The 25,179-nt window shown below is 37.7% G+C and carries 22 protein-coding genes and 1 pseudogene; 5 read left to right on the top strand and 18 right to left on the bottom strand.

The genetic code is table 11. The features are described from left to right. The first annotated feature begins 5 nt into the window (after window positions 1–5). Together AC22L0_RS12495 and AC22L0_RS12490 are read left to right on the top strand one after the other, a co-directional pair. Window positions 6–758: an ABC transporter ATP-binding protein gene (locus tag AC22L0_RS12495; protein ID WP_487272283.1), complete on the top strand. Its 753-nt coding sequence runs from the start codon at window positions 6–8 to the stop codon at window positions 756–758. Further along, window positions 755–2,728 (top strand): FtsX-like permease family protein, encoded by a 1,974-nt coding sequence (locus AC22L0_RS12490; RefSeq protein WP_000144954.1) that lies wholly within the window; start codon window positions 755–757, stop codon window positions 2,726–2,728. The genes AC22L0_RS12495 and AC22L0_RS12490 overlap by 4 nt, the downstream gene beginning before the upstream one ends. Before the next feature lie 53 nt (window positions 2,729–2,781). On the opposite strand, the gene AC22L0_RS12485 is transcribed toward AC22L0_RS12490, so the two are convergent. Beyond that, window positions 2,782–2,976, bottom strand: a complete 195-nt coding sequence (locus AC22L0_RS12485; protein ID WP_001290395.1) for a YjcZ family sporulation protein — start codon at window positions 2,974–2,976, stop codon at window positions 2,782–2,784. Between the two features lie 256 nt (window positions 2,977–3,232). Between AC22L0_RS12485 and AC22L0_RS12480 the strand changes: the two genes are divergently transcribed. Together AC22L0_RS12480 and AC22L0_RS12475 are read left to right on the top strand one after the other, a co-directional pair. Beyond that, window positions 3,233–3,826, top strand: coding sequence for a TetR/AcrR family transcriptional regulator (locus AC22L0_RS12480; RefSeq protein ID WP_139894696.1), 594 nt, complete (start codon window positions 3,233–3,235; stop codon window positions 3,824–3,826). A gap of 46 nt (window positions 3,827–3,872) precedes the next feature. Then, a complete protein-coding gene (locus AC22L0_RS12475) occupies window positions 3,873–4,544 on the top strand; it encodes a YqeB family protein (RefSeq protein ID WP_000710357.1) in 672 nt (223 codons plus the stop codon). 135 nt (window positions 4,545–4,679) lie between these two features. Here AC22L0_RS12475 and gntP read toward each other — a convergent pair whose 3' ends face one another. The 17 genes and pseudogenes from gntP to AC22L0_RS12390 all read right to left on the bottom strand — a co-directional run bounded on the left by gntP (window position 4,680) and on the right by AC22L0_RS12390 (window position 23,949). Next, the gene (gntP, locus tag AC22L0_RS12470; RefSeq protein ID WP_000356201.1) at window positions 4,680–6,005 is read right to left on the bottom strand and encodes a gluconate permease GntP; all 1,326 of its coding nucleotides are present in this window, start codon (window positions 6,003–6,005) and stop codon (window positions 4,680–4,682) included. A gap of 115 nt (window positions 6,006–6,120) precedes the next feature. Beyond that, entirely contained in the window at window positions 6,121–6,846 is a 726-nt protein-coding gene (locus AC22L0_RS12465) for a GntR family transcriptional regulator (RefSeq protein WP_061654860.1), read from the bottom strand. After that, entirely contained in the window at window positions 6,846–7,862 is a 1,017-nt protein-coding gene (locus AC22L0_RS12460) for a sugar kinase (RefSeq protein ID WP_087967174.1), read from the bottom strand. The genes AC22L0_RS12465 and AC22L0_RS12460 overlap by 1 nt, the downstream gene beginning before the upstream one ends. Continuing rightward, the gene (gene dagF / locus AC22L0_RS12455) at window positions 7,855–8,610 is read right to left on the bottom strand and encodes a 2-dehydro-3-deoxy-phosphogluconate aldolase (RefSeq protein ID WP_000181937.1); all 756 of its coding nucleotides are present in this window, start codon (window positions 8,608–8,610) and stop codon (window positions 7,855–7,857) included. The genes AC22L0_RS12460 and dagF overlap by 8 nt, the downstream gene beginning before the upstream one ends. Window position 8,611: 1 nt before the next feature. After that, on the bottom strand, window positions 8,612–9,715 hold the full coding sequence (locus AC22L0_RS12450) for a DgaE family pyridoxal phosphate-dependent ammonia lyase (protein ID WP_061654863.1): 1,104 nt from the start codon (window positions 9,713–9,715) through the stop codon (window positions 8,612–8,614). Further along, on the bottom strand, window positions 9,693–10,793 hold the full coding sequence (locus tag AC22L0_RS12445) for an amidohydrolase/deacetylase family metallohydrolase (protein WP_058840199.1): 1,101 nt from the start codon (window positions 10,791–10,793) through the stop codon (window positions 9,693–9,695). The genes AC22L0_RS12450 and AC22L0_RS12445 overlap by 23 nt, the downstream gene beginning before the upstream one ends. Before the next feature lie 358 nt (window positions 10,794–11,151). Beyond that, window positions 11,152–12,012 carry a D-Ala-D-Ala carboxypeptidase VanY gene (locus tag AC22L0_RS12440; protein WP_000759395.1) on the bottom strand — a complete coding sequence of 287 codons (861 nt, stop codon included), beginning with the start codon at window positions 12,010–12,012 and terminating at the stop codon, window positions 11,152–11,154. An 82-nt stretch (window positions 12,013–12,094) separates the two neighbouring features. Continuing rightward, entirely contained in the window at window positions 12,095–13,201 is a 1,107-nt protein-coding gene (locus AC22L0_RS12435; RefSeq protein WP_061654864.1) for a HAMP domain-containing sensor histidine kinase, read from the bottom strand. Then, a complete protein-coding gene (locus tag AC22L0_RS12430) occupies window positions 13,194–13,892 on the bottom strand; it encodes a response regulator transcription factor (protein WP_087967172.1) in 699 nt (232 codons plus the stop codon). Before AC22L0_RS12430 ends, AC22L0_RS12435 begins: the two co-directional genes overlap by 8 nt. A gap of 255 nt (window positions 13,893–14,147) precedes the next feature. Next, window positions 14,148–15,254, bottom strand: a complete 1,107-nt coding sequence (gene menC, locus AC22L0_RS12425; RefSeq protein WP_087967170.1) for an o-succinylbenzoate synthase — start codon at window positions 15,252–15,254, stop codon at window positions 14,148–14,150. A gap of 155 nt (window positions 15,255–15,409) precedes the next feature. After that, window positions 15,410–16,567 carry an RNA-guided endonuclease InsQ/TnpB family protein gene (locus AC22L0_RS12420; protein ID WP_000817282.1) on the bottom strand — a complete coding sequence of 386 codons (1,158 nt, stop codon included), beginning with the start codon at window positions 16,565–16,567 and terminating at the stop codon, window positions 15,410–15,412. Further along, window positions 16,564–17,163: pseudogene (locus tag AC22L0_RS12415) on the bottom strand (IS607 family transposase). Before AC22L0_RS12415 ends, AC22L0_RS12420 begins: the two are co-directional and overlap by 4 nt. A gap of 12 nt (window positions 17,164–17,175) precedes the next feature. Then, window positions 17,176–18,660, bottom strand: coding sequence for an o-succinylbenzoate--CoA ligase (locus tag AC22L0_RS12410; protein WP_170925796.1), 1,485 nt, complete (start codon window positions 18,658–18,660; stop codon window positions 17,176–17,178). Between the two features lie 446 nt (window positions 18,661–19,106). Further along, the gene (gene menB / locus AC22L0_RS12405) at window positions 19,107–19,925 is read right to left on the bottom strand and encodes a 1,4-dihydroxy-2-naphthoyl-CoA synthase (protein ID WP_000963886.1); all 819 of its coding nucleotides are present in this window, start codon (window positions 19,923–19,925) and stop codon (window positions 19,107–19,109) included. 69 nt (window positions 19,926–19,994) lie between these two features. After that, a complete protein-coding gene (gene menH, locus AC22L0_RS12400) occupies window positions 19,995–20,807 on the bottom strand; it encodes a 2-succinyl-6-hydroxy-2,4-cyclohexadiene-1-carboxylate synthase (RefSeq protein ID WP_000869216.1) in 813 nt (270 codons plus the stop codon). Beyond that, window positions 20,804–22,558 (bottom strand): 2-succinyl-5-enolpyruvyl-6-hydroxy-3-cyclohexene-1-carboxylic-acid synthase, encoded by a 1,755-nt coding sequence (menD, locus tag AC22L0_RS12395; RefSeq protein ID WP_001059220.1) that lies wholly within the window; start codon window positions 22,556–22,558, stop codon window positions 20,804–20,806. Before menD ends, menH begins: the two co-directional genes overlap by 4 nt. After that, a complete protein-coding gene (locus AC22L0_RS12390) occupies window positions 22,555–23,949 on the bottom strand; it encodes an isochorismate synthase (protein WP_087967167.1) in 1,395 nt (464 codons plus the stop codon). Before AC22L0_RS12390 ends, menD begins: the two co-directional genes overlap by 4 nt. Window positions 23,950–24,143: 194 nt before the next feature. Here AC22L0_RS12390 and AC22L0_RS12385 point away from each other — a divergent pair, with 194 nt between their 5' ends. Next, window positions 24,144–25,097 carry a 1,4-dihydroxy-2-naphthoate polyprenyltransferase gene (locus AC22L0_RS12385; protein ID WP_087967165.1) on the top strand — a complete coding sequence of 318 codons (954 nt, stop codon included), beginning with the start codon at window positions 24,144–24,146 and terminating at the stop codon, window positions 25,095–25,097. The last annotated feature ends 82 nt before the right edge of the window (window positions 25,098–25,179 follow it).

Raw genomic sequence — 25,179 nt, 5'->3', positions numbered from 1 at the left:
TTACTATGGAAGAAGTATTACACATAAAAAACGTCTCAAAAGTATATGAGGGGAAAGTCCCTCATACTGCTTTAAAAAATATAAATTTACACGTGGATAAAGGGGAATTCGTTGCCATTATGGGACCATCTGGTAGCGGAAAATCTACATTTTTAAACGTTATCTCTACAATCGATTCTCCGACTTCTGGTGATGTCGTGATTAACGGAAAAAAACCGCACATATTTCGTAGAGAGAAGTTAGCTATTTTCCGAAGACAAGAGTTAGGATTTGTTTTCCAAAACTTTAACTTACTAGATACACTGACAATCGGTGAAAATATCGTACTACCTTTAACATTAGATAATGTTCCATTAAAAGAAATGGATGAAAAGCTTGATAACATTTCAAAAAAGCTTGGAATTGATCATATTTTGGACAAGCGTATTTTTGAAGTTTCTGGAGGACAAGCACAGCGTACCGCAGTAGCACGTGCTGTTATTCATCATCCTTCACTTCTACTAGCCGACGAACCGACAGGAAACTTAGATTCAAAAGCGGCAATTGACGTAATGGAGTTATTTACGAAATTAAATAAAGAAGAAGATGCAACGATTTTAATGGTTACGCACGATCCGTTTGCAGCAAGTTATTGTAACCGTGTTATTTTTATTAAAGATGGCGAACTTTACAATGAACTGCACCGCGGATTATATCGCGAGAAATTTTATCAAGAAATATTAGATGTTTTAGCATTATTAGGAGGAAGACGTGGATGACATTTTGGCAATTCGCATTTAAAAATGTCTCACGTAATTCGAAAGCATATTTCGCCTACTTTGTAAGTAGTGCGTTTTCTATCATGGTTTTCTTTTCATTTACTGTATACGCGTATCACCCGCGGTTACAAAGTGTACAAAGTTTCCAAGAACGTGATCCTCTAATGAACTTAGCTAGTACAGCACAGCTTGTGATTGTTATGTTCTCGTTCTTCTTTCTCTTATATTCAATTGGAACATTTTTAAATGTACGGAAACAGCAATTCGGGATACTCACTATTCTTGGTATCTCACAGAGACAATTAAAAAGATTGTTATTTACCGAAAACATGATAATTGGGATATTATCTATCTTTATCGGCATTCAAGGTGGACTTGTATTTTCTAACTTTTTCTTATTAGTCACTTCGAAATTAACAAGTGCGAAAGGTCTCTATTTATATTGGCCAACAGAAGCGATTATCGTTACAACCGTAACGTTTATCATTTTATTTTTAATCGTTTCTACATTTACACCAATGTTTATTCGTACTCGAAAGACAGCCCACCTCATTAAAGGGAACAAGAAAATGCCAGCTGAAAAAAGACCATCTATACTCATCTCTTTATTCGCTTTAATTTGTTTAGGGCTATGCTATTATATCGCTGGTTATCCGCGAGGCTACGTAACGGAAAAAAATGTGCAAAATGGATCTGTCTTTTTTATTATGTTATCTATTTTACCGCTCGTAATAGTCGGGACATATTTATTCTTTTCACAAACATTCCTTCTTTTCATCTATATTTTAAAGAAGCGCAGAAAGTTTTATTTGAAACAAATAAATATGTTATGGATTTCAGATTTAGTTTCTCGTACACGCAGTAATATTAATGTACTCTTTATTGTTTCTATGCTATCTGCACTTGCATTTACGATTATTATTGGATTATTCGCCGCTAATAACAATACGAAGGCATCAGTATTAGAGCGATATCCCGTTCCCTTCACGTATACATCAGAAGGTGACAATTCCCTTGAACAAAAGCATATTTCTACAATTGAAACGGAGCTTACAACTAATAATTTTCTTTACAAAAAATATAAGTTTACAGTATTAAAAGATACAGCTTCCAAAGAAGATATTATGCTTATGAAGATGAGTGATTATAACGCAATTGCTAAACAATTGAAAAGACCGGAAATAACAATTGATTCTACAGAAGTGTATATTATTTCTCGCCACTCACCAGAACTTCTCGATCTCGTATCTAATCCATTTGCAAAGCAAAATACGATTACACTTGGATCTAATAAAAAAGAATTTCATATTAAAGGGTTTATTAATAAGGGAATCGAACCATCATTTGCATTCCCTCATTTAGCTGTCGTACAAGATTATGTATTTGATAATATGATTCCTCATATTGAAACAACTGTAATCTATAACTATTTCGTAGAAAACTGGGAAAATGCAATCGTTCCAACAAAAAATATGTTACGTGTTATTAGTGGTGATGCACGTGAGTTCTACGAAAAGCATACTGAAGAGAACGCTCAAGTTCCTTTCTTCATACATACGGCTACGGATGAACTTATTTACGGTAAAGGAAATGCAGTTGCTCAATTTTTTATTTGGGCATTTCTCGGCTTTATTTTCTTTATCGGTGCGGCTAGTGTTCTATACTTCCGTATGTATAATGACTTAACAACTGAAAGACAAAAGTATATTACGATTACAAAGCTTGGCTTAACTGAATCAGAAATGTTTCGCTCTGCAACGATTCAATTAGGAATTTTATTTTTCGTACCTTACATCGTTGCTGGTGTTCACACGTTATTTGCGGTTAAGTTTTTACAAAGCATGTTTTCTTTCTCATTACTAAAAGAGACATGTATCGTACTCACCTTTTTCGGGATTATCGAGATTATTTTCTTCTTCTTAATCCGCTCTCTGTACATTAATAAATTATCACAGCATATAAAAATATGAATAAAATGGCCTTGTGCATATTGCACAAGGCCATTTTCAATAGTTTTTAATAATTAGCAGCAATATCCGCCGTAGCCACCATATCCGTAGCCGCCGTAACCGCCATAACCACAACCGCCGCCTCCGCCGAAGCAGCTAGCACCGATGATAATTAATAAAATAAACAATACGATTAGAAGCGCAAAACCGCCTCCGCAACCATGTCTGCGGTTACAATCATCATGTCTGTGTTCACACTTTTCGCTCATTACCCTATTCCTCCTTTAGTATCATTCATAACAAGTTCACCTTGCTCTAAATGAGGGGATTCCATTTATATTATGTTTTCAGGGCGAATAGGAAGCTTGGCTTACCTAAAAACGGGCTTGTTTCAGAAAATGAGCCTTATCAAGATGTAGGTATAAAACATTTGACATACTAATAATTTCTTACTAATATTTAATTGAACGATCAATTAATTTTTTGATTATACATTCAAATTATATAAATCAGGAGTTGAATAGCATGACTGATTCTTTTATTGCAGAGGCTAGGCGTGAACAAATTATTCTTGCATGTATTGATACATTAGAAGAGGTTGGATATAACAACTTGAGCTTAACGAAGGTAGCAAAAAAAGCTAAGATTAGCACTGGACTTATTTCTTATCATTTTAACGATAAGCTTTATCTTATGAATCGGACATTACAATTTTTAGTTGATAAACAACATGAATTTATTAGTAATCGAGTACTATTAGCCCAATCTGAAATAAACAAACTAGAGGCTTTTATTGAAGCACATTTGACTTATCAAGAAACTCATTACAAAAATAATATTGCCTTAATTGAGATTGTCTTTAATGCAAGAAATGAAGAGAATGTTCCTTATTACAGAATCGAAGACGACGACGAAGATGATGCTCTTAGAACGATGTTATTAGATATTTTGAAGACTGGACAACAAAATGGTGTGTTTTCTAACTCTTTTCAAACCGACACATTAGCTTCATTTATTTTAGGAGCAATCGAAGAAAGAATGTTGAAGGCAAATTCATCTATATCCATAGAAAATTACTCAGATGAGCTCATAAAAATGGTGAAAAAACTCACTATTTAAAACATGCCCTGGTTAAAAAATATATATAAGAAAGGATGAACTACACATGAAAAAGGCATCTGTCATTGGATTAGGTTTTTTAGAAAAGTTACTTGCTATAGTAAGTCCAATCCTTTTAGGCGTTATTGGATATTTTTCACCTAAATTAATAGAGATTATAAAAAAGATTCCTCTCTTTTCTGATTCAAAAATTATAGAACTTTTAAATTTTATTAATCCCTTCTGGCTTCCTATTATCCTCATGCTAATTGGTGTTATTGCAGGAATTTTATTTTCTTTAATTATTTATAGTGAAGCTTTAAAAATGAACATTACTTCGGAAAGCATTCACGTGAATAAGGACGATCAAAAGAAACAAATCACCAGATCAAATGTAAAAGCCGTTTTTGTAGATAAGCGTCAAGTGGTTATCATTGATCAAGAAGACCGAGAATGGTTACGTGAAACATCTGACATTACCCCAAGCAAAATTAAAGATACTTTCTTAATGCACGGCTTCCCCTGGGTGGAACAAGATCCTTATAAACATGAGTATAGCTTATGGAAATTAGAGGATGCGCGATTTAATAAAAGCATAAATACTATTTTGTATGAAAGACGAAATGCCCTTCGAGAAGGAAACTCGAAAAAAAAGAAGCATTTACGCAAAGATTTGAATGAGCTAGGAGTCTTTGTCAAAGACGATGGAGAAAATCAGTATGTCCGTTCTATTAAATAATAGGACAATAGAAAAAAGATATAAAAAGCACCTTGCCCTGTATATTTGTAAGTAACTACGATTAAAAAATAGCAAAACCCACAGAGAAATTGAATTTCTCCTGTGGGTTTTATTAATTAAAATAGGCTTTTCTCCCTAAAGAAACATATTCAACAAAAGAGCAAAACCAAATGCAATAAATGATAACAATGTCTCGAGTACCGTCCACGTTTTAAACGTTTCCTTCACCGTCAAACCTAAATACTCTTTTACAAGCCAGAACCCTGCATCATTTACGTGAGAAAACATTAATGATCCTGCACCGGTTGCAATAACTAGCAACTCTAAATTCACACCAGACATGTGCTGAATAACTGGTGAAACAATCCCTGCTGCTGTCGTTAATGCTACTGTAGCTGAACCTGTTGCAATTCGAATTAAACCAGCTACCATGAAAGCTAATACAATTGGTGATAACGAAATATGTTCTGCCATTTGTGCAATAGCTGTTCCAACGCCGCTTTCAATTAATATTTGTTTAAATCCACCGCCTGCACCAATTATTAAAATAATAGAACCGACAGGCAATAAACTTTCATCTGTTAATTTTTTAATCATCTTTTTATTAATACCTTGTTTGATACCAAGTAAATAAAATGCTGCGAAACATGAAATAAGTAAGGCGATTACTGGACTCCCTATAAACACAAAAAATTCAGTCAATTTTTTCGGTAATGAAATATATGGTGCAACTACTGATAAAATCATCAATACAACTGGTAATAAAATAATAAAGAATGAAACTTTACGACTTGGCAAATCAGTTGATACTGTCGTAACTCGAACAAGCTCCGGTTCATTTTCAGGTATAACCCTCTTATGTACCCACTTTGCAAATATTGGGCCTGCGATAATGGCTGTTGGTAACGCGATAATTAATGAATATAAAAGTACCTTTCCTAAGTTCGCGTTATAAATACCGATTGCTGTCATCGCCCCTGGATGTGGTGGTACGAGCCCGTGAACAATAGATAATCCTGCAATGACAGGTAACGCAATTAATAATATATTTTGCTTCGTCGTTTTTCGAATTGAAATAACGAGTGGTAATAAAATGACAATCCCCACTTCAAAAAATACGGGAATCCCTATAACAAACCCTGCAAATAACATAGCCCAAGGTAGTTTCTTTACACCGAAAAATCGAATAAAGAAATCTGCCACTTGCATGCCGGCCCCTGAATCGGACATCATTTTCCCTAAAATTGTTCCGAGAGCTAAAATACCAACTAAATGCCCTAGTACACTACCAACACCAGTTTCATAGGCAGTCACTATTTTCGTTACATTCAGTCCAGACATAATGGCTAAAAATAAACTCGCAACTGTTAAACTAATAAATGCATGCCATTTCCACCATGATACCCCTAAAATAACAATTGTGATCGCAAGTAACGTGACGATTAATAAGTATATATCCATCTCCCATTCCCCTTACTTTTATCCCGATTGGTGTGAGCTAATAATTAGTGGATGATGCCCTCCTCCACTAATTAAAGTTTTACTTTATAAAAAAAGAGGGAACATCCCCTCTTTTTTATACGTCATAATTCACTACATAATGCTGCATCTCTGTATTGTAGTAGCCTTCGCTATATTCAATTACTTCGCCAACTTCATCATAAGAATAGCGCATACGTTTTAATAACGCTGTCCCCTCTTTTTCACCTAGCACTTCTGCAACGAAACTAGGCGCGAGTCCAACAGCGAATTCATCTCTGAAGTTTTCTAAGTGAATGCCTCGGTCTTCAACTAAATCATAAAGCGATTGCAAGTCAAAGTCCGATAAATCTGTACTTGCCATTCCTGCTGAGAAATAGTGCGTATAATGAATGTAAGGTGCATCATTTAACGTATATAAACGTTCAATACGAAAACTCTCCTTGCCGAATAATCGAAATGGCACCGTTCCTTCTTCATTATGAACGATTTCTGCTTTTAGCAATTTTTTTTGTACTTTATATCCTTCTTCCACTAACACTTCTGTAAATTTCTTACCTTTTGACAACTTTGTCGCAGAAGTATTGCGGATAACTTTCGTTCCTTTACCGCTTTTCTTTTCTAAATATCCTTCTTGAGCGAGTTCTTTAATCGCATTACGCACTGTAATTTTGCTCACTTTGAACTCTTCTTCTAACTGCGGTTCGGAAGGAATATTCGTATGAATCGCATATACACCATGCAATATTCGATCACGAATAATATTTTTTATTTGTAAATATAATGGTCCTTTTTTTCTCGTTACGTTCACCGTTACACCCACTACCTTTCTACATCACCTACTGATGCCGTCATTGCCCGAAGTATATCCTTCTCTGATGACATTGGCGTATCACCGACGATTGTATGTGCAAGCATTCCAGCTGCTGACGCAAATGAAACAGCTTTCTCTGGTGCAAACTCTTCTATCTCGCCATGAATAATCCCGCTCGTATAAGCATCTCCAGCACCTATTCTATCATATACAGAAAACGTAAGTGTTTTTGCAAAAGTGAACGCGCCATCTTTACATATAAATCCGCGAAGCGAATGTGTATTATCACTGTTAATAGAGCGATGAGTACCAGCGATTGTAGCGATATGATACGTTTCAGCTACCTTTGGAATAAGATCAACAAGTTGCGCCTCTCGCTCCGTTTCTTCGGTTTTTATTCCTAAAACAAACATTGCATCTTTTTCGTTCATCATAACGATATCAGCAAGTCCCAGCATTTCTTCATAATGCGGTTTTGCCTGTTCATATCCGTCTTCTCCCCAAAGTGATGGACGATAATTACAATCAAAAACGACGGTTCCTCCGTTTTCTTTAACTGCTCTCGCTAAAGACTTCATATGATGGCGCACCGTATCATTCATCGCAAGTGTAATACCGCAAAAATGAACGATATCAATTTCCTTAGCAATTTCTTCAAATTGGTACATCTCTTCAGACGCCGTATTGAAGCTACTTTCTAGTCGATTCGAATACGTAACGCGGCTTGCACGTGCACCAAATCCATTTTCTAAAAAGTACATGCCGACATATTTGCCACCTCTTGAAACAAGTGAGGTTTGCACACCTAACTTTTGAATGTAAGATAATGCAGCATCTCCAACCGAATTTTCTGGTAAAGTTGAAATAAGAAAGCCTTCATGCCCGAGATGAGAAAGTGCCGCTGCCACGTTCACACCTGTACCAGAAAAGGAGTAATTTAATGTGTTAGCTTGCGACAATAACTCATATCCAGGTACTTGCAGGCGCATCATTACTTCGCCGAATGCTGCAATTTTCTTACGCATATTGATCAACTAACTTCTTCACGACTGCTAATAATTCACGCACATCTTCTACTTTCGTGTTACCAGTTTCTTTATCAATAATAGAAGAGTACACGTGCGGGATAACTTGCTCTACATTTGCCTCAAGCGCAATACGTACAATTGTTTCGAAGTTTTCTTTATCAATTCCGCCTGTTGGCTCTAATGCAAATCCTTCTTCTGCACAAGCCTTCGCAACTGCGCGATATTCTTCCTCATGAGCTAAACCTTTCATTGGGAAGTATTTCAATGAATTTCCGCCCATATCACGTACAAGTGCAATTGCTGTTTTAATTGGAACGATTGCTTTTTCTTCTCCAGCTGCGCTAATTGGACCAGTAGAAATATTTACGTAACCCACTTTTCCTGTTGGGGATACTAAACTATTAATCCAGCTATCTTTTTCGCCAAGATTTGCACGTGTCGCTCCAACTGAAGGGAACACTTGGTTAATATGGCTGCCAGGATAATGCTTCGCAATTTCAGCTACAACTGCCGCTTGGCGATTATCTCCTGCTCCTAGTCCGATTGATACAGCGTCATCAATTTCTTTTCCGTATGCTTTCATCGCTGTAACGGCTTCTTCTACTGTTGGGTAGTCTTTTGATAATACCCCCACTACTACATACCCTTCTGCTGCTTCAAAAATATCTTTCGCATTTCGGGTATTGTTCGCTAATACATTTAATGCTACGCGGCCTTTATAAAAACGTTTTTGAATATTTGTCATTTTAGTTTCCCCCTACAATTTCTCTCAATTTTTCTTCAATTACATGTATGTCATCACCTTGAAGTGGACGTGGATCAATATCAAAGAATCCTTGTCTTACTCCGTAATCACGTGTATAGATTGCGATTTCCCCTTCGCGTAATGCTGTCACAACGTCTTTTGCCGATTTATTTAACTCTTTTTCGTTAATATGAATACGTGCTCTAAAGATTGCTCTTCCGGCTTCATCTTGAACGATCGTTACATTTACACCTTTTAATTCTTTTAGCGGTATAAGTACTTGTAGCAATTCTTTTTCTTGCTCACTTTTATCTTCTTTTACGCCGTACTCATCAAGCGCTTGAAGTAAGCCGAAAGTTGTTTCTTTCCCAACTTTCATACTTCTTCCGATGCAATGTAATTGCACTTTCAGCCATTCGATATATTTTCGTTTACCGCCAACAATACCAGAAGTAGGTCCTTCAATTGCCTTTGAACCACTATAAATGGCAAGGTCTGAATACTTCACATATTTTTGAATGTCTTCTTCAGCTGCCGCATCAACGATAAGTGGTACGTTATTTCGCTGCGCTACTTCCCATGCTTCTTCAACAGAAATCATATTTTTTTGCACTGCATGATGTGATTTCACATACAGAATCGCTGCTGTATTTTCACCAATTGCATCTTCAATATGCTCTGCTTTCCCTTCATTTGCGTAACCCACTTCAACAAGCTTACCGCCGCCTAAATAAATCATCGTTTCAACTGGAGCACCGTATTGAACGTTATGACCTTTTAACATAATTACTTCGTTTTTCGCGATTACTTCTTGATGAAGTCTTTCACTTTTACGGCGATTTCCTTCCGTCACGATACCAGCGATAGAAAGCGCAATTCCGCTCGATGCTGAGTTCACAACGACCGCTGCCTCTGAATCTAGAATTCTCGCAATATGGTCTCCCGCTTTATCTACTAAATCAGCAATTTCCACATAATTTTGTCCACCATGTTTCATCGCATCCATAACTGTATCTGTAGGAGCGGATACACCTAAAATACTCATTCTACCGCTCGCATTAATTACTCTTTTTAATCCGTACTTAGCATTCAATGAATGACCCATTGATTACAACCCCTTTCGTATCAATCCTTCTTTCAGCAATGCGCTGATCCCCTTCTGAATCAATTAACGTAACCTTCTCATCTTTCACTGTAAATAAAGTTAAGTTTGCAATATCTCCTTCTTGAATACGGCCAAGCTCTGGTTTTTTCAGCCACTCTGCTGCATTTTTCGTAACCGCGTCAATTACTTCTTCTAGCGGATAACCTAAGTAAAGGAATTTCGAAAGAACGTGAGCCATACTATACACGGGACCGTGTATACGATTCTTCCGGTAAATATCTGTACTAATTGTATTAAAAGCAATACCGTGATGCTTCGCCGCCTCTGCTACTTTAAAAGAAAAACTAGCATTACCGTGACCAACATCTAAATGAACACCACGATTCACTGCATCTAGTAATACAGGTAGCGGTTTGCCTTCTTCATCGAATAAATTATTTTCTTTCCCGTTTAAGTAATGTGTAATGACATCATCTTTTTCTAAAAGAGGTACAACTTCCTCAATGTGAGGAGGCGCTGAACCGATATGTACCATAATTGGTAATGATGTTTCACGGGATAAAGAGCGTGCAACATGAAGCGGTTCAATTCCGCTATCACAAACGACACTTTTACTCATTCTCGCCTTTAACCCAACGATTACATCTTTATACTTTTCTACTGCTTCTATCACTTTCTCTTTATCGATCCATTCCATATTGGATAGTTCATCAATTCGTTTCAAACCGATGCGAGAAATATTTAAAAAGGCAAATAAATTCGTTTTTGCCTGCTCTCTACTTTTTACTAAATCTGCAATACGATCAGCTCCGCAGCTACCCGCATCAACAATTGTCGTTACCCCTTGCTTAACGCCAATTTCATCCACCTCATCGCCATACGGATCAAACTCCGGAAAAGCATGAACGTGCAAATCAATCCAGCCACTCGATACGTAAGTACCTGAGTAATCAAGAACCTTTCCACCTTCGCCAGCACCAGCTTTCGTCACCTGTGCGATTTTATTATTTTCAATTACAATGTCAATCTCTTCCCCGTTCACACGTTTTACATTACGTAGTACGAATCGTTCTGTCATTGTACTTCCACCCTTTTCTATAAGAAGCCATAAGAATACGCTTACATTAAAGTTTCATTTTATATGTCTTTCACACGTTTAGCGTAACACAAAAAAAGGGAGAAGTAAATATAACGTTATAATGTTTGAAAGTGAATAAAAAGATGCTCCTCCAAAATGGTAATAGTATAGGAAATTATATCAACGATTTTTTGAATATATCTATCATAACTTACAATATATCAACGATTTTTCAATTATATCTATCATAACTTATAATATATCAACGATTCGACAAGGAATATCGATTTACCGACAAGAAACGTCAATTCCTTTCTTATATAAGAAAAGGCTGTCCCAAATGGCACAGCCTTCTTCTCTATTCCTGAACCGTCACAATAACCCCATCCATATTGTTCCCGGAAATTTCATACTGCTTGTTTGCTGGAACGTTCACTTTCGTATTCTCAGAAACTTTATAATAAGAAACAGTATATTTCTTACCTTCTACTTCAGTTGAAACCTCTTTTTCCTCTTTTAAAAACTCTAAATATTCCTCTAGTGTGAAATTCTTTTTTTGCATAATTGCGCTATGAGGTAGGCCAACATAACGGATATGCCATGGCTCATATTGAATTCCAGTAATGTTACTTTTATTTTTCGGATAACGTAATACAAAGCCATGCTTCCATACGTTCTCTTCGATCCATTTTCCTTCAGGCGCTTTCTCCATCTTCTTTTGCGTTGATCCAACGTCTAGTGATAATCCTAAATTATGTTCACTATATCCTGCTGGAAGCGCGTAATCAGATCCCATTTCTTTATATAATTTACTTTGTTCTTTAAAATCTCGATACCCACTACTCATTAAGAAATGCTGTACGCCATCTTTTCCAGCCGCATCGACAACGTTCAAAAACTTTTTTACAACATACTTTGATAAACGAAGATTTCTATCAAATATTACGTAGCCTCTTACTAATTCACTATTATGATTTACATTTATAATATCAGACCTAATACTATCTTTTTTTACTGGATAATCCCTATTAACTAATAATAAATCACCCTTATAAATTTGTTCCTTCGTAATCTCTTTCCTCTCGGTATTTGCCGCCTTTACTAGCTCATCTTTTCCGACAATTTTAACATCGATTTCCTTTTGAAATAACGGTGATATATAAAAGCCTACACATACTGTGCATGCTATAAAAAAAGAAATAAATACCCACTTTTTCATTTCTAGTTCCTCCTTAACGTAACTTACGTATAGAATAGAAAAAACTATTAAAATAAAAAGTGGGGTAAAGTTTAAATTTTTATTAAATTGTTAAGTTCTCGTCTTTTGGCAATCGCACTTCAAACATTGTTCTAACTACATTACTTTCAGCAGAAATTGTACCGTTATGCTGCTCAACAATATTTTTCGCAATAAACAGTCCAAGGCCTGTCCCGCCACGGTTCTCAGTTCTCGATTTATCACCTGTATAAAACATATCAAAAAGATACGGTAAATCTTCTTCTGGAATGCTGTCTCCATAATTCATAACTTGTACGACAACTTCTCCATTATCGATATACCCATTCAGATCAACAAATTGCCCATCATATCCGTATCGAACGGCATTTGTTAACAAGTTTTCAAATACTCTAGCTAACAATTTTCCATCACCGTTAATTGGCAAATGAGGATCAATATTCAACCTAGCTTGTAAATGATGTTTCTCTAATAAAGGATACAATTCCTCATCTAACTGTATAAGTAGTTCACTTATATCAATCGGCTTTTTATCCAGCTTTAGCATGCCATAATTCATACGTGTAATTTCAAATAACTCATCAATTAAACTTTCGAGCCTTTGCGATTTCGTATATGCAATTGTGGAGAAATGTTTAATTTGTTCTTTTGTTAAATTCTCATCTTTAAGAATTAAATCTAAATACCCTAACACGGATGTTAATGGAGTTCTTAAATCATGAGCTAAGTTTACAACGAGCTGATCTTTACTACTTTCAGCAAAGTCTCCTCTTTCCACCGCTTCTTTTAACTTTTCACTCGCAACATTTATTTCACGTGCGATATCTCCAAACTCATCGTTTGATGAAACTTGAACTTTATTCGTAAAGTTACCGTTCGCAAGATGATGAATCCCGTTAGAAATCTCACTAAAATACTTTAAATACGGTTTTGTCAAAAAGAAGAAAAAGATAATAGATAACGGAATAAAGAAAATTAAAAAGAAGTTAATGTCTCCAAATTCCCTTACCACTGACCTAAATTGCGCTAAAGGCTCTTCGTAGCGAACCATCGTTTTATAATACAGCTGCAATCCTTTATAAATTATATAAGTTACAGTTGCTGCAAGCACCATACTTAACGCAAATAAGGCAATCATTTTAAATCGAAAACTTTTCATCATATTAGCCATTGAAAGTATAACCTACTCCCCACACTGTTTTTATTAATTTATCCTTTCTTTTATCTTCCCCAAGCTTTTTCCGCAACGTACGAATATGTACCATAACTGTATTTCCGCCTTCATAATAACCATCTGCCCATACTTGCTGAAAAATATTTTCCACATTATACACTTTCTTCGGATGGCTCGCTAATAAATATAAAATATCAAACTCTTTCGGTGTTAACTCAATTTGCTCTCCATAGACGTTCACTGTTCTTCGCTCAGGATCAATAATAACTCCGCCTATCTCTAAAGCAGATTTATTCTCCGCTACTTTCGGCTGATTTAATGTAAGAAACCTACGTAATTGTGCATTTACACGCGCAACTAATTCAATCGGTGTAAAAGGTTTCGTCATATAATCATCTGCACCTAATACAAGACCTGTCACCTTATCAAAGTCCGAAGTTTTCGCACTTAAGAAAATGATTGGCATATGGTGCTTCGCGCGAATTTGACGCGTCACTTCATACCCATCCATTTTCGGCATCATAATATCTAAAACCACTAAGTCGATTGGCTGCGTTTCAATAATATGAACAGCCTCTTCCCCGTCTTCTGCCTTCACGACGTGGTACCCTTCTTTTTCTAAATGTATCTCAATTAAATCAGCAATTTCTGCCTCATCATCCACTATTAAAATTGAAATGCGCTTCATTTTACTCCCCCTTTTATACGCTCGATTGTAAACTAGTCTATCCAATTTGTACAATACGAAAAGGTTACCCGTTAGAGTAACCTTTGTAAATAAAATTATATCAGCGATTTTCCAAATATATCGACCATAACTTGAATTATATCGGCGATTTCTCAATTATATCGACCGTAACTCGCATTATATCAGCGATTATTGAAATATATCGACTTACCGACAATTAACAACGAAATTCGCCCGCTACTTTAAAGACTCAAGTTACCGCTCCAAAACAATTCGCTGTTTCGTGATCTCCGCCAACCTTCCGCGGTCTACTTCATACTCAGCTTCAACGCTTTGTGGTACAATCACTTTTCCGCCCTCAAGCATCACTTCCGGCGAAATAATATCCTGCTCCCAATGTCTGCTAGAAGCAGATATATCGCCTGGAATCGTAAAGTTCGGCAATGAGGCAAGCGCAACATTTTGTGCTCTTGAAATCCCCATCTCCACCATACCGCCACACCAAACGGGGATATTATGCTTCATACAATAATCATGGATTTGAATCGACTCCGTTAATCCGCCCACTCGCCCTGGTTTAATATTTACGATGCGGCAACTTCCAAGCGTAGTCGCAACGCGCGCGTCTTCTAAACTATGGATACTTTCGTCTAAGCAAATTGGCGTTTCGATTTTCTTTTGCAGCTGTGCATGATCAAGAAAATCGTAATCCGCTAACGGTTGTTCAATCATCATCAATTGAAATTCATCTAATCGTTTCAATTTCTCCGTATCCGCTAACGTGTACGCTGAGTTCGCATCAGCCATTAACGGGATGTGCGGGAATTCTTTACGAATCTCTTTCAATAATTCGTAGTCATGCTCTGGCTTTATTTTCACTTTAAAACGCTCGTACCCTTCTTCTGCGTACTTTTCGATTTGTTTTAACATAACCGGAATTGTATTGATACCAATTACAACACCGACCTCAATTTCAGGTCTAGTCCCGCCTAGTAATGTCGCTAATGACTTCTTTTGTCGCTTCGCATATAAATCCCAAACAGCTCCTTCTATTCCTGCCTTTGCCATTCGGTTTCTTTTTATATGCTGGAACAAACTTGGCACTTCATTCGGATGAGAAATTTCAGCCTTTAATAAATCAGGTAATAAAAAATCTTGCAGTACATGCAATGCTGTCTTCACTGTTTCTTCCGTATACCACGGTTCAGAGAAGGCGACGACTTCGCCAAATCCAATGTATCCGTCCGTATCCTCTAATTTAATAACGATGCTCTCACGCTTCTCATACGTTCCGTAGCTTGCAGCAAACGGGATTACGAGTGGCATTTCTGTTATATGAAGTGTCGCTTTTTTTATTTCCACCTACATCTGCTACTAAAAATATAGACAAATGTATATTCTTAGAGTATTCCTGCTTCTACGTGCCCTGCCTCGCTAATCACTTGCTACTACAGTTTGCTGTGACACTCCACAGGCGTAAATTCCGATGTAGCCCACCGTACATATATACAATCTATTTACGTTAGTATTGTATATTTTTTTGCTTGTAAAAGGTTGATAGATGCATTTAAATCTCTATCCATTACATTTCCACAATCACATGTATATACTCGGTCAGACAGCTTTAAATCCGACTTTTTTTGACCGCAACATGAACATATTTTAGAAGATGGATAGAATCTGTCCACTTGCCGTAGTTCAATTCCATATTCCCTACATTTCGTTGATAACCATGTTTTAAAAGCATAAAAACATTGTTGCGCTACAGCTTTAGATAGATGTTTGTTCTTCATCATACCTTTCACATTCAAATCTTCTACTGTAATAAACATTGGCTTGGTTTTCACCACATCATTTACAATAGACTTTACATACGCTAATCGAATATTTGCTAGCCTAGCATGTAGCTGTTGCACCCTAAGAATATTTTTGTTTATATTCGCTCTTTTATTAGTAACAGGTTGTTCACCTCTCTTTCTTATATTTTCAAATTTGCGTGATAAAGAGCGTTGTTCACGTTTTAACCGTTTTTCTATCTTTTTTACTTGTACTGTTTTATTTATATTTTTGTGAGTTTTTCCATCGCTACGTACAGCGAAGTCTTTAATTCCCAAATCAATTCCTATACCTACTGCATTGAGAATTGAATTTGGTTTTACCTCTTTCACTTCACAGAGTATAGACACATAGTATCTTCCTGCTCTTTGATATACTGTACCACTTTTTACAGTTGTATTTTTTGAAATATATCCATACTCTTTTAACCTTATCCAACCAATTGTAGGGACTTTTACTCTATGTCTTTCTACTGTCCAATCTGTTTTGTTGTTTTTCGGAAAGTAGCACTTCACATCTTGCTTCTTCTTTTTTTTATATCGTGGAAACTTAGATAAACCTTTAAAAAATCGCTTAAAAGCTTTATCTCCATTCATAATCGCTTGTTTTACCGCTTTGCTCGACACTTCTTTAATCCACTGGTCACACTCTTTTGTATGAATGTTGTTTAACCATTTAGAAAAGTCATAGCCACTAAGAAATTTCCCATCCGACTCATATGCCTCTTTATTTTTAGAGATATACAGGTTATATACATATCGACACACCCCAATAGTTTGACGGATTTTACTAACTTGTTCAGTTGTCGGTTTGATTTCTATTAAATATGCTCTTTTCATAAATCTTCATCCTCCGACATTTTCTTTTTGTATTTTCTCAACCCATATATTCTACCGCTAAATACATGAATGATAGATATTAAATCCTGCACAAGTTCTTCTTGAGGAGATAGTTTTTCATTGTTAACAATCATAATTTCCACTCCCATTTTACGAAGAAACTTTTCAAACCACTCATATCCAAAACGTACAAATCTATCTTTGTGTGCAATGATGATAGTCGAAATATTTCTTTCCATACAACTGTCAATCAGGTTATTCCACTGTTTTCTTTTGTAGTTTAATCCGCTACCAATATCTTTGATAACTTCATCTACAATCATCCCTCGTGCATTTGCGAATGTTTTTAAAAACTCAACCTGATTTTCTAAATCATCTTTCTGACCTGGATTTGATACTCTTGTGTAAATAACTACTTTGCCTACTTTATTTTCTTCTTGAATACCCATATATTCCTTATACTGTTCTTCTGTATAGTATCATCTTCCTTTTTGGTTTCGGTAAGCAGTTAAAACACCTTGATTGTCCCACCTTTGCAATGTCTTAACAGAGACATTAAGCATTTCTGAAAATTCTTTTGGTTTATATTGTTTCATAATTACTTTTTATTATATATGCCTACTTTTGTCTATGTTTTTGTTTACTGTTTCTTTCTCCTCCACTAATTCTCTTAACTCTCGTCTTAACAATTTTTCCGAAGCGTTACGTGGTAATTCCTCTAAGAAACATGCTTTCTTCGGCACTTTATATTTCGCTAATTTCTCCTCGCAAAAGCGAAGAATCTCTTCTTCTGTTACCGCCCCGCTTTTCACAACAAAAGCAGCGGGTACTTGTCCCCATTTATCATCAGTCATACCGACAACACCAGCTTCCGCTATCGCTGGATGGGACAGCAACACTTCTTCAATTTGAGCCGGATATATATTCTCTCCGCCAGAAATAATTAAATCACTGCGGCGATCTAATACGTATAAAAATCCTTCTTCATCTAAATAACCGAGGTCGCCAGTATGAAGCCATCCGTTTTGAATAGTCTCACGCGTCGCATCTTCACGGTTAAAGTAACCACCTGTTACGTTCGGTCCTTTTACTACGATTTCACCTTCCGCATGTGGCGGCACTACTACGCCGTCTTTTTCAATACGAAGTTGGCACTGAAATAGTGGCTTTCCAGCTGATCCTACTTTCGTTAACATGTAATCTGCGGACAACGTACAAATTTGCGAAGACGTTTCTGTCATACCGTACGTTTGATACACAGGAATTCCTTTATCTACACATGTTTCGAGTAACGGTTTTGGCGCTGGTCCTCCGCCAAGTAACATACATCGTAAAGAAGAAGGATATGTTTCTTCTCCAAGTCTCTCTAATAAATCAGTTAACATTTTTGATACGACTGAAATAATCGTTACGCCTCTCGTTTGAAGTGCTGTATGAATAAAATCAGCATCATATTTCGGAACGAGTAAAATGCGCATGCCGTACATAATATTTTTCATTAGAAGAGATAACCCGCCAACATGGAACATCGGCATACACGCTAACCAGCAATCATCATCACGAAGTCCTAAATTAAGCGAAGAGCCAACCGCGCTGGCCCAGTGATTTCCATATGTTAAAATAACGCCTTTCGGTTTCCCTGTCGTCCCTGACGTATAAATAATCGTCATCGCTTCTTCTAAAGAGAATTCTTCTTGTATAGAGGCTTCCTCTTTTGGTCCATTCATCACTTCGGCGAATGAATAGACAGGAACATCTTTAGCATCAAATTCTTGATCGGTCACTAAACAAATAACTTCAGCATCATCCATTTGCCAAAGTAGCTCTTCTCTTGAAAGACGCGTATTTAAAAGCACAGCTACTGCCCCTACGTACGATAGGGCGTGAATAACTGTAATCATCTCCATACCATTTTTCATCAGAACAGCCACCTTTTCCCCTCGCTTCACTCCTACATGCGTGAGGTGTTCACAAACAGATACTACCTTTTCATGCAGCTGCATAAAAGTAACTTTCTCTTCCTCTATTTCAATTGCAGTACGATCTGGTGTTAAAAATGCACGTTGCTTTAACCAATTTGGCATCGTCTCCATCATACATTCTCCTTTCATGAAAGAAAGAGACTTGATGTGACATCAAGTCTCTTAGTTGTTTTGTTTCCGGTTTGATCTCATCTAGCTACAGCGGCTAGAACAGTCGGTCGTTTCACGCCTTCCTACGAGGCAAAAAGCGCCTCTACGTCAGGAGTTCCAACGCCCTCTTGTTCTAAGCGAGCCGCTTCCGCTTTTAATTTCATCCAGCTACAGCGGCTAGAATGTTCGGTGGCTTCACTTCTTCCTACGAGGCAAAAAACGCCTCTACGTCAGAAGCTCCATTCCCCTCATATTCTAAGCGAGCCGCTTCCGCTTTTTGTTTCATCTAGCTGCGCCTCCTAGCCCCTTCCGTCTAAGAACCTTCCGCACGAGAAAGTAAAAAACACTTTCTGTGCGAAAGAACCTTAGCCTACGAGGCTAAACAGTCGGCTCCGCTTTTGATTTGATCAAGGGAAACGAGGGAATTGACCGAAGTCCGGACTGCGTTTTTCTTTGAATGCGTCGCGACCTTCTTTTGCTTCGTCAGTTGTGTAGTACAATAACGTTGCATCTCCAGCTAGTTGTTGAATACCAGCTAGACCGTCTGTGTCTGCGTTGAATGCAGCTTTTAGGAAACGAAGTGCCATTGGGCTGTTTGCTAAGATTTCTTGTGCCCATTGTACTGTTTCTGCTTCAAGTTGTTCTAATGGTACTACTGTATTTACTAAGCCCATATCAAGCGCTTCCCCAGCACTGTATTGACGGCATAGGTACCAAATTTCGCGAGCTTTCTTGTGGCCTACCATACGAGCTAAGTAACCAGCTCCGTATCCACCGTCAAAGCTTCCTACTTTAGGACCTGTTTGTCCGAATACAGCATTTTCTGCAGCGATTGTTAAGTCACATACGATATGAAGTACGTGTCCTCCACCGATTGCATAACCTGCTACCATTGCGATAACTGGTTTAGGAATTGCACGAATTAGACGTTGTAAGTCTAATACGTTTAGACGTGGGATTTGGTCGTCACCTACATATCCACCATGACCACGAACTTTTTGGTCGCCGCCAGAACAGAATGCACGTCCACCTTCACCTGTTAAAATGATAACGCCAACATTTGCATCATCACGAGCTTGTGCAAAAGCGTCGATTAACTCCATTACCGTTTTTGGACGGAATGCGTTATGTACTTCAGGACGGTTAATCGAAATTTTTGCGATACCATTGTATGTTGAATAAATAATATCTTCGTAATTGCCTTCTTTTACCCATTCAATAGCCATTACAACTACCTCCTTGTATATTTCTGATCTCCTCTATAAGTGTAACTTCATTCTTAACTGAAAAAAGCATCACTGCATAGTTTTTAGAAATCCCTTTACTATTGTATCAAACTTTTCCGGTTGTTCCACATGAATTGCATGGCCAGCACCATCAATTTTGACAATTTTCGCATCAGAGACGCATTTTTCGATGTTTTTTAATATGCGAAAGAACTTTTCATCATGCTCTCCGTTCATTAAAAGAACAGGTATTTTTAAGTTTTTTAGCTCATCCCACCATGAAGGCTGAGCCCCAGTTCCCATGCCGCGCAAGCTATTTGCGAGCCCTTTTGGGTTGTTAGCAAGTCGTTCTTTTCGCACCGCTTCTTGTACGTTTTTTGCTAAACGTTTTTGCGTTTCAAACAGCGGAATATTTTCCCACATCGATACAAAACTTTCTATGCCTTCTCGCTCAATTTTATCGGCAAGTCGCTCATCTTTTTCACAGCGTTCTTTTCGCTCATCTTCACTTTTGAGTCCAGCTGTACAATTTTCTAATAAAAGAGAACGTACATATTCTGGATATAGACACGCCATCGTAATCGCCAGTCTACCGCCCATTGAATAGCCAAGTATATGTGCTTTTTCAATATGAAGGTAATCTAATAGTTCTTTCATTTGCAATGCCACATTTCGAATGTCATAATGCGCAACATCTTCAGGACTCTCGGTCTTTCCGTGTCCAACAAGATCCACTACAATAACTTGAAACTGCCCACTCCATGAAGAGATAAAAGAACGCCACGTTTCCATGCTTCCCGTAAAACCATGAAGAAGTAGAAGTGGTTCCCCGCTTCCGACTACTTCATATTCATACGATACACCTTGCAGCGTTACTTTCATTTTGATTCACCTTGCAATGATGTAGTAATTACGTCCTGTGTTTTTGCCCATAACGTACGGTGCAACGTTAAGTTTTCATCACGGTTCGTACAAATTTCTACAACGTGTAAACCTTCTGTCGTTGCTCCCTTTTGTACTTCCTCCCGGAATTGCTCCCAACCATTTACACGGCTAAATGAACCACCGTACATTTTAACAACATGCTCATAGTCAAGCCCAATCGGCGTTCCAAATAACGATTCGAAGTGTTCCTTTTTCTCATATTGTGGTAAGAATGAGAAAATACCCCCACCATCATTATTTACAACGACAATCGTTATATTTAATTCATGTAATTTTGCAGCTAATAGTCCATTTAAATCGTGATAGAATGATAAGTCACCGATGACTAATACGAGCGGATCGCAAATCATGCTCGCTCCTAAAGCTGTCGAAATGATGCCATCAATCCCATTTACACCGCGGTTTGCCATCACTTGAATATTTTTATCTGATGTGAAGAAGAATGAATCTGTATCACGAATTGGCATACTATTACTCGCAAATAACGTTGCTCCTTCTGGTAATACGCGTACAATATCTGTAATGACTTTTCCTTCAAATGCAGTTTCATATGTTTCCATTTCACGAAGCGTTTCCTTCGTTTTTTCGTTTATATGTTGCCACATTTGGGACCAATCATTCTTTTTCATAACTGGCATTTTTTCTATTAATGTACTGCAAAATGCAATATCACTTGCCTGTACAACTTCTGTCGCAACAAGAGCTGGATCTCTCCATTGTCCGGATTCGTCAACAACGATATGAACAGCTTTCGTTTGTTTTTTAATGAACTGCGTTAATGCTTTCGAAACAGGCATACCACCAAAACGAATTAAAACGTCCGGCTTCCACGTCTCTTTTAACAATTCATTTCGTAAAAATGTATCATAACAGTCGATTACCATCGTTTTATCGTGGTGTCCGCTACGAATATTAGAAAGTGGGTCTGCTAATATTGGGTATCCCGTTTTTTCAGCTAGTTGCGTTGCAAACGTTGCGATTTCTGAATGACTATCATCTCCACAAATAATAAGCCCCTTTTCCATATGTGAAAGGCGCCCTACAAGAGAATCTACATATTCACTCGGCATCACCACGTTCCCTTGCTGAACTACTCCTGTATATTCCCCGCGTCCTTTATCCCATAAACTTTCTAATGAAAAGTCCGGGATAAGCGGTTCACGAACTGGAAAATTAAGATGAACAGGTCCTTGCGGCGCTAAACAAGCACTTGCTATCATGCGCTGCGTTGTCATGCGAGCGTAGTGGTACATCGCTTCACTCGCTTCTGGAAGTGCCATCTCTGTAAATTGCTTCACAAACGTACCGTATAAATTAAATTGATTCATCGCTTGTGGTGCACCGACATCTCTTAATTCATGCGGTCTATCTGCTGTTAAGACGATAAGCGGCACTCGTGAATGGAAAGCTTCACATACAGCTGGATAGTAGTTCGCTGCTGCCGTTCCTGACGTACATAATAATGCAACCGGACGTTTTTTCGCTTTTGCGATACCGAGCGCAAAAAATCCTGCAGATCTTTCATCTACATGTAAATATGTGTTCATTCCTTCGTGTTGTTCCATTAGTAGAGCAATCGGCGTTGACCGTGAGCCTGGACTAATGACAACATCACATACATTTAGACGCGTCAGTTCATCCACGAACGCGCCTAAATAATATGATAATGCTTCTATATGATTGTTCATTTCATTAATTCCTCCAAAGCACCAAGCATCGGTCTAAACTTCAAACTTGTCTCTTCATATTCAAGTTGCGGTACTGAATCAATTACAATCCCGCAACCGGCAAATAAGGATGCTTTCTCGCCATTTAATAATCCGCAGCGAAGTGCAACCGCAAATTCACCATTTCCTTCATCATCTATCCAGCCAATCGGTGCACCATATAATCCTCTGTCTAACAATTCAACATCACGAATCAGTTTCATCGCTTCCAAACGAGGTGTCCCGCCAAGAGCTGGTGTTGGATGTAATTCTTCTACCATCGTTAAAAGACTCGCAGTGCCTTTTGCCTCTACAGGCGTATATAAATGAATTAAGTTTTTCGTTGTTAATAGACCTGGACTCTCCGGAATATTAACGTATTCGCAGTGCTCATTTAATACCGACCTGATCATGTTCACAACATAACCGTGTTCAGCTAAATTCTTTTCATCATGAAGAAGCGCATTACTATTTCGCTTACTTTCTTCTATAGATTGACCATGACCAGTTGAACCAGCAAGACACATCGAAGTAAACTTCTTATCTTCTTTGCGAATTAACCTCTCTGGCGTCGCTCCTAAGAAGCATGCTCCTTTATAATCAAAAGAAAATACGTAACAATCCGGTTGCCCAATGCGAAGTGCTTCTAAAACAAGAGCAGAATCAATATGATGATCCATTTCTACTTTTAGCTCCCTCGCTAATACAACCTTCTGCACGTTACCCTGCTTCATCTCATCTTGCACTTTCTCAATGGCTTTCATCCAGCCTTTCGGATCCACTTCTACTTTAGAAATAACAGTTAATTTCGATCCGTTTAGCGCACATTTACTCTCCCCAAAAATTTTCTCTTCTAAAGAAATCATTTCGTTATAAAGAGTTTCTGCACAATCTGTTGCTGAAACGAATGTATTCATTGTTAACCATGCTTTTTCATTTTTTACAGTTAATAAAAATGCTGGTAGTGAAAATGTCGTATCATCGAATTCTTTCCATAAGTCCGTTTTCTCTTTTTCTTGGTCAAATGAAAATCCACCAAATAAAAGAGGACCTGTTCCAAATTCATATTTTTCTCTTTGTACAAATGCTTTCTCTTTTACTTTATTCCACTCGTCACGAGCCGCTTGAAAGCGTTTGTGAGAAGAATTTGCTATAGTGAAAACAGAGCCAATTCCAGCAAATATTACATGCTGAGCTGGATCTGCAAAATAACATCTATTTTCCAATGCAATCCTTTTTCCTGCTGCATAAAACAGAAGCGGATCCATCCAGTCTATTTGTTTTACAAAACTAACCAATATTTTTTCATCAGTTGCATGCTTAATGGCTGCACTAAGAACTTCTTGCAAGCCTTTTTGTTTCGTTTGAATCACAATTGTCTCCCCCCTATGGGCGAAAAATAGTCATAATTACGCTTGATTTTAAGATACACCTCAAACGAAAGGCCTGTCAACGTTTAGCATTTCTGAGAAATTCACCTTCTCTTCCTAGAAAATAAACGTTGACACTAAATGATGCTTTTTCTACACTTAGTTGTGTACAATATGTGACCAAAGGAGGATTCAACATGGAAATGAACGTCGAAACGAATTCCTCTCCTACGGCGCCAAAACCAAGCAAGCAAACAGGCTGGCGCATTTGGTGGAGTTTACTACGTCCCCATACATTAACAGCAGCTTTCGTTCCTGTTTTCATCGGAACAGCCTATGCAATGCAGGTCGGAGGTATAAATCGAATACATCTCCCTCTTTTCCTTATAATGCTTCTTGCTTGTCTTCTCATTCAGGCAGCAACAAACATGTTTAATGAATACTTTGATTATAAAAGAGGACTCGATCACGAAGGTTCAGTTGGTATCGGCGGCGCTATCGTTCGCGATGGCATTCAGCCAAAAACAGTGCTTAACTTAGCATTTGGATTTTTCGGCATCGCAATACTATTAGGTGTTTATATTTGTATGAATTCTAGCTGGTGGCTTGCTGCAATCGGTCTTGTTTGTATGGCCGTTGCTTACCTTTACACGGGTGGCCCACTTCCCATTGCCTATACACCATTTGGAGAGTTAACAGCCGGATTATTTATGGGTGTTATCATTATTGGAATTTCATTCTTTATTCAAACTGGAACTGTAACATCAGAAGTCATTTTACTATCTATTCCAAGCTCCATTTTAATTGGTGCCATTTTACTAGCTAATAATATTCGTGACTTAGATGGCGATAAAGAAAACGGTCGTAAAACGTTAGCAATTCTCGTTGGACGTGAAAGAGCGGTTGGTGTACTTGCTTCTATGTTCATCGTTTCCTACATTTGGACAATTGCTTTAATTATCGTGGGCATCGTATCACCATGGATGCTTATCGTATTTTTAAGTGCACCGAAAGCATTTAAAGCAACGAAAGGCTTTATCGGCAAAAGCATTCCAATGGAAATGGTACCTGCGATGATTGCAACAGCAAAAACAAATACGATCTTCGGTCTCCTCATGGGAATCGGATTATTACTTGGATACTTTCTATAAAAGGAGCTGCTTATGCGGCTCCTTTTTCATATCTGAAATTCATCTCATAATTCCTACTCGCAACGCTCATACTATGTAAAGA

Source organism: Bacillus sp. LQ01 (genome assembly GCF_057624735.1).
Note: the sequence above shows the minus strand (reverse complement) of the source record. Positions and strands in the feature narration are given on the sequence as shown.